Source organism: Algoriphagus sp., from assembly GCF_013373065.1.
In the GTDB taxonomy this organism is placed as follows: Bacteria; Bacteroidota; Bacteroidia; order Cytophagales; family Cyclobacteriaceae; genus Algoriphagus.
In genome coordinates this window covers 1-6,386 of sequence record NZ_JABXIN010000028.1, presented here as the reverse complement: position 1 = coordinate 6,386, position 6,386 = coordinate 1, and the positions used below count along the sequence as shown (strand labels likewise).

General features: G+C 42.7%; 5 protein-coding genes and 1 pseudogene. All 6 read left to right on the top strand.

The window, feature by feature from the left end; translation table 11 throughout:
- On the top strand, window positions 1-198 hold a 198-nt coding region (locus tag HWE15_RS15140; protein ID WP_290508385.1), incomplete at its 5' end, for an ATP-binding protein.
- Entirely contained in the window at window positions 195-1,361 is a 1,167-nt protein-coding gene (locus HWE15_RS15135) for an FIST signal transduction protein (RefSeq protein ID WP_290508384.1), read from the top strand. The genes HWE15_RS15140 and HWE15_RS15135, both read left to right, overlap by 4 nt.
- 7 nt (window positions 1,362-1,368) lie before the next feature.
- Entirely contained in the window at window positions 1,369-2,508 is a 1,140-nt protein-coding gene (locus HWE15_RS15130; RefSeq protein ID WP_290508383.1) for an FIST signal transduction protein, read from the top strand.
- A gap of 22 nt (window positions 2,509-2,530) precedes the next feature.
- The gene (locus HWE15_RS15125; RefSeq protein WP_290508382.1) at window positions 2,531-3,670 is read left to right on the top strand and encodes an FIST signal transduction protein; all 1,140 of its coding nucleotides are present in this window, start codon (window positions 2,531-2,533) and stop codon (window positions 3,668-3,670) included.
- Entirely contained in the window at window positions 3,671-4,717 is a 1,047-nt protein-coding gene (locus HWE15_RS15120) for an ATP-binding protein (protein WP_290508381.1), read from the top strand.
- Window positions 4,714-6,386: pseudogene (locus tag HWE15_RS15115) on the top strand (histidine kinase dimerization/phospho-acceptor domain-containing protein); the annotation flags it as partial. The gene HWE15_RS15120 and the pseudogene HWE15_RS15115, both read left to right, overlap by 4 nt.

Sequence of the window (6,386 nt, the reverse complement as noted above, 5' to 3'; positions counted from 1 at the left end):
GAAGACAATGGCCCCGGAATCCCTGATGAGATCAAGGATAAGATTCTCCAGCCCTTCTTTACCACCAAAAAGGGGACAGAGGGTACCGGCTTAGGGCTAAGTATAACCAATGATATTATCAAAGCGCATGGGGGAGAATTAAAAATAGAAACCGGGTTCAATAAGGGGACAAGTTTTATAATCAAACTAAACACATGAAATCAAGATCCATTTACGGCAAATCAACTGAGGAAATCAAAAGAGCACTAGAATCAGCTATTGGTAATGATTTTAAACCCACGCTTGCTATTGTTTTTATCTCAGTAAAGCAGGACCGAAAGGCAGTAACTGAAGCCCTTGCGAAATATAATATCGAGGTTTTTGGAGCTACCTCCTGCGGTGAGTTTGTTAATGGCCATCAAAGTAAAGGAGAAATCGCTGTCTTATTGATGGATTTAAAGCCTGAGGCTTATTCTATTTTATTTGAAGAAATCGGCACAAAAAGTATTCAAGAAGTGGCCCAACACTTGGCAACCTCCTCACTTTCCCGATTTCCCAACCCTTCCCTAATCCTTTGTAGTACCGGAGTAACTGAGGAAGGTGAATTGTTTGACGGAACATCCCTAGTTTATGAACTCTCGGAAGCGATCGGCAGGGATAAAGTCTTTTTTGGAGGCATGGCAGGAGATGATTTTACATTAAAAGGAACGGCTGTATTTACCCAAAACAGGGAGACAAATCATGGACTTGTTGCTTTGGTTTTGGATTCAAATCGAGTTTCCCTGAACGGGATGGCTATTACAGGCTGGAAAAAGCTGGGCATCTCCCGAAAAGTGACCCATAGTAAGGGTAAACTTTTATATAGTATCGACGGAAAACCTGCTGTGGAGATGTATCTGAAGTATCTAGGCAAAAGCGAGGGGGATTCAGGACAGGATTTTAATCTATTAGAGGAGCTGTCATTCGAGTATCCCTTTATTGTAGAGCGGGAAAACAGTCAGGAAACAGTAATTAAGTCCCCTATGAATATTGATCGCCAAGAACATGCATTGGTCATGGATATGGAGATGAAAGAGGGCGAAACTTTCTGGTTTTCGGTTCCTCCTGATTTTGATATTGTAGAGGAAATTATAGAGGAAGCAAAAGCGGTCAAAAGTATGGCAGCTGAGGATGCAGACGCCTTGTTGGTATTTTCCTGTGCGGGAAGAGAGCCCACTCTGGGACCCTTGGTAACCTTAGAAAACGAGGGTTTGGCCGAAGTATGGAACAGCCCAATGGCAGGCTTTTTTACCTATGGGGAATTTGGCAGGGCCAAAAATGGACAGCAGCACATTCATTCAACCGCATGCTGCTGGGTGGCTTTGAAAGAGAAAGTAAAATAAAGTCAAGATGAAAGCAATAACCATAAAAGGCACTACGCCAGCCGGAATTGAAGCAGCACTCGCAGAAAGCACAAAGGATGGTTTCAAGCCAACGCTTGCTATTATCACCTTGACCAAGGTGGAAAATACCGAAGCTATACAGGCCATATTTGACAGGAATGGTATAGCTATTTTTGGGCTCTCAACTTCCCAAAAATTTACAGAACAGGGCTTGGAGTCTGATGATATAGCAGTCATGCTGATGGATATGAACCCGGCATATTTCAGCATAATGCTTAATGACTACAAGGATTCGTCTGCCTATGAGGCGGGACATAGAGCAGGGCTCGCAGGGAAGAATTTATTCGCAAATCCAGGGTTTATCATTTCACCCATAGATTTCGGGGTTTCCGGCGATAAATTAATCAGGGGGATCACGGATGCTGCTGATGAGGAAGTCTCCATTATGGGAGGTGTGGCCGGTAATCTTTATGATGGCTTGGGTTTGGTATTCACCAACGCATCATCAAGTTCAAGTGGTTTGCTTTCTCTAATCATTGACCGGGATAAGATTTTGATAAATGGATTTGCCGTGTCAGGTTGGAAGCCCGTGGGTACGACCAAGACAATTACAAAAGTCGAGGGTTTATGGGTATTTACCATTGACCATGAGCCGGCAATGAACGTGATTCAGCGATTTCTAGGCAATGAAATGATCGTTTCTGCTGACAGCACCAATGGGCTGCTTCCTACGGAACTTGGCTATCCCCTTCAATTTGAGCGGGCTTCAGGACATGTGATTATGAGGCCTGCCCTGTTTTTTAATCCTACCAACCAATCAGTGATGTTAGCCGGGGAAGTGAAGGAAGGCGACCGCTTTCGTTTTTCGCTTCCACCGGATTTTGATGTAATTGAAAAAGTGGTGGAAAGCGCAAGGACAGTGAAAGAAATGGAAATGCCAGATGCAGATGCTATGCTCGTTTTTTCCTGCGTAGGTAGGCTCGGCTCATTTGGACCTCTCATAGACACCGAGATAGAGGGGTTGGCTAGCATTTGGAACAAGCCGATGCTAGGCTTTTTCTCCTTGGGTGAGTTCGGAAAACTGGATGAGGGGCGCTGTGAATGGCATGGAACAACCGTGAGCTGGGTGGCTTTGAAAGAGAAATAAACAAAAACAGAAAACATAAAAAATGATAGCAAAATCAATCAAAGGAAGGTCCTCGGAAGAAATTAAAACAGCGCTTTCTGAAAGTATGGCAGACGGGTTCCAGCCAACTTTGGCTATCGTGTTTATGTCAGTTTCACAGGACCGAAAGACCATTTGTAACATACTTAACCAAGGCGGCATTGCCATTTTTGGCTCTACAACTAATGGGGAGTTTATTGACGAAGAGACTGAATCAGGTGCGGCGGCCATCCTGCTGCTGGATATGAAAAAAGAATACTTCAGAATCGATTCGGCTGAATTTCGGGACCACAATTATCGGGAAACCTCGAAAGCTATTGCCACCCGAGCCAAGAAGGACTTTGAAAAAGTAGCTTTCCTTTTGGCTGTTAGCAATGCTGCCACCGACGGCGAAGAAGTTTTATTGGGACTTCAGGAAGTCGCAGGAGAAGACGTCAATGCGTTTGGAGGGGCTGCTGGCGATGATTTGTCATTTGAAAAAACCTGGGTTTTCACCAACGGTTGGGAAAGTGATCAGGGGATGGTTTGTCTGGCCTTAGATGAAGAATACGTGTCGGTCAGTGGAATCGCCACATGTGGCTGGAAAGCCATGGGAACAGAAAAAACAGTGACTAAAAGTGAAGGGAATCACGTATTCACGATCGACAATGAACCAGCGCTAGACATTACCACCAAATATGGAGGACTTGAAAATATCACTCCGGAAAACAAAGATGTTTTATTGGAGCTTGCCGCCAATTTTCCCTTGCAATTACAGCGGGAGAAAGGTGACCCGGTCATGCGACCCGGCCTCGTTGTAGACTGGTCTGACCACTCCTTTTACACCAGTGGATCAGTGCCTCAGGGATCAAAAATCCGCTTTTCCCTACCTCCTGATTGGGATGTGATGGAAAAAGTCGTCAAAAGCGTCCAGAACCTAAAAGATAATGAAATGCCTGATGCAGATGCCTTGGTGGTATTCAGCTGTGCAGGAAGGGTACTATCATTTGGCCCCATGATGAATGCTGAGCTTGAAGGGGTTAAAAAGGTTTGGAATGTACCTATGGCAGGAATGTTTTCCTATGCGGAATTGGGAAGAATGGCTGGAGGCAATTTGGAGATGCATAATTTGACCACCTGTTGTGTGGCATTAAAGGAAAAATAAATGAACGCACACCTTCAACATATCTTAGATACGCTTCAAGAATTAGAAAACATTTCTGAAGAACAGCGAGGAGCTATCTCAAAATCTCTTCAAGCGGCGGATAAAGAGATTTCTATTTTAGCATTTAAGCTCGATCGCACTGAGAAAGTTAAAAGAACCACCGCAATTTTGCTCGAAGAAACTATCGAAGAACTTGAGCTAAAAAGGAAAGCAGTTGAAGAAAGCAATTTAGCTCTTCAAAAAACGCTGGAGGATTTAAAAGCTGCCCAAACCCAACTCGTCCAACAGGAAAAACTCGCCTCCTTGGGTCAGCTTACCGCTGGTATCGCGCACGAAATTAAGAACCCGCTGAATTTTGTCAACAACTTCTCCGAAGTCAGCAATGAACTGATTGATGAAGCTTTTGAAGAATTAGAAAAGTTAGAGAATTCTGACGAAAAGGAAGAAATCATCGCCATTCTGGAAGATGTAAAAGGAAACCTTTCCAAGGTTCTGGAACATGGAAAGCGTGCCAATGGGATCGTAACCTCCATGTTGCAGCATTCCCGAGGGGGAGACGGAAAAATGGAACCCACCGACCTTAATTCCATCCTGAAGGAATATGTCAATTTGAGCTTTCATGGCATGCGAGCGGGTAAAAACTCCATCAATGTGGATATAGATCTACAGCTTGACGAGGAAGTTGATAAAGTGAATCTGATTTCGGAGGACTTTTCACGGGTTATTGTGAATCTCTGCAACAATGCATTTGATGCGATGAGACAAAAAGCGAATGGGGATTTAGACGACTATATTCCTAAACTCACCGTCCGAACAAAGGCCGAGGGAAATCATATCATCATTGAAGTAGAAGACAACGGCCCTGGCATTCCTGAAGAGATCAAGGACAAGATTCTACTGCCTTTCTTTACCACTAAAAAAGGTACGGAAGGAACTGGGTTGGGGCTGAGCATCACCAATGATATAATCAAAGCGCATGGGGGAACACTTCAGGTCAATACTTCTGAAAATGGATCCATTTTCACAATTAAAATTCAAAATACATGATTGCATTTTTGATCGGATTACTCACATTTTTTCAGCCACAAGTAAATCTTCCCAGTCAAGACTCGATCTTGGTGGTCCTTCACGATTCTTTAGCTGTTCAAGGTGGAGAGGTTTTGTCTTTGACGGACCTAGATGGATGGGAATTCACCACGGAAAATATTGAAGATTCCGCTAATTCGGTCCAGTGGATAAAACTTCAGAAGCCTTTATCAGAGGATAACGCTTTACTGGACTCCCTCTGGAATGGCTTTGGATACTTCCGCCTTAAATTCAAAGTGGATTCCACTTTTAGCACCAAAGAAGCCCTTCTTCGATTTTCATCTTTTAGAAATGTGTCCACCGAAATTTATTTAAATAACAAGTCTATACTAAAGATTGGGAACCCGTCTAGCGATAAAGAGAGGGAAGAAATCGTTTCTCGATACACAGGAATGGGACAACCGGTTAATTTGAATCCGGATAAAGAGTACATTCTTGTAATAAAGAAATCTTATCACCGCTATTCACAATATAATTCATTCACAAATCTTAGAACAGTTAGTAAGCCATATTCATTTTCGCTCAGTCTGGCAAGTCCGAATTATGTCCAAACCTATATAGAACGGGAGAAAATAATTATTTTAATAGCCGGCATTTCCGTTTCGGTGATTTTCATTCTGTCTGTTCTTTATCTTATCCTGTATTTCAGAGTCAAAAATCAGAAAGAAAATTTATGGCTGGTTCTGCTTATGGCGTCCATTGGATCGGTAGCTCTAAATAACTTCCTCAATGGATTTACTATTCATTCATTTTGGATCGGCCTGGGTTTAGATTTCTTTCTACAAAATTTGCTGACACCTTTTTCCATAGTCCTTGTGCCTTTAGTAACGCATAAATTACTTAAGGTTAAAGCTCATATTTTTTGGAAATTGTATGTCATCATAGGAACTGTATTATATTTTTTGAGAATAGACTTTTTGGGAGAGCTAACATTTTTCTACATACTATTAATTTCACTTACAGGAGGGTTAATTGCTATTTACAAGGCCTTTAAGCAAGGAGTCAGGGACACGGTCATCCCTGCTTTTTCTATCTTAGGAGTACCTTTAATTGTTATAGTAGGTCTAGCTATAGATTATTTTGGTTTTAGTCAGGTATATTTTGTCCCTGTCTTGACGCTTTTTCTTTATAACACATTGCCGGTTGGACTCTCCATATATCAGGGTAAAAAATTTCTACGACTGAATACAGAGATGGAAGATTTGGTGACAGAACGAACCACTCAGCTGGAAATAGCCTACAAACAACTGGAAGAATCTCTTAGCGATTTAAAAGCCACCCAAGCCCAACTCGTCCAACAGGAAAAACTCGCATCTCTGGGTCAGCTTACCGCTGGTATCGCGCACGAGATTAAGAACCCGCTCAATTTTGTCAATAACTTCTCAGAAGTCAGTAGCGAACTGATCGATGAAGCTTTTGATGAATTGGAAAAGTTAGAGGATTCGGAGGAAAGAGAAGAAATCACTGCCATCCTCGATGATGTCAAGAGCAACCTAATCAAAGTCCTGGATCATGGAAAGCGAGCTAATGGCATTGTGACCTCCATGTTGCAGCACTCCCGAGGAGGAGATGGGAAAATGGACCCCACCGATCTCAATGCTTTGCTGAAGGAATATGTCAATTTGAGTTT

Excerpts from the sequence above, each read along its gene's own strand:
- HWE15_RS15135 (WP_290508384.1), top strand. The coding sequence starts at position 195 with ATGAAATCAAGATCCATTTACGGCAAATCAACTGAGGAAATCAAAAGA.
- HWE15_RS15130 (WP_290508383.1), top strand. The coding sequence starts at position 1,369 with ATGAAAGCAATAACCATAAAAGGCACTACGCCAGCCGGAATTGAAGCA.
- HWE15_RS15125 (WP_290508382.1), top strand. The coding sequence starts at position 2,531 with ATGATAGCAAAATCAATCAAAGGAAGGTCCTCGGAAGAAATTAAAACA.
- HWE15_RS15120 (WP_290508381.1), top strand. The coding sequence starts at position 3,671 with ATGAACGCACACCTTCAACATATCTTAGATACGCTTCAAGAATTAGAA.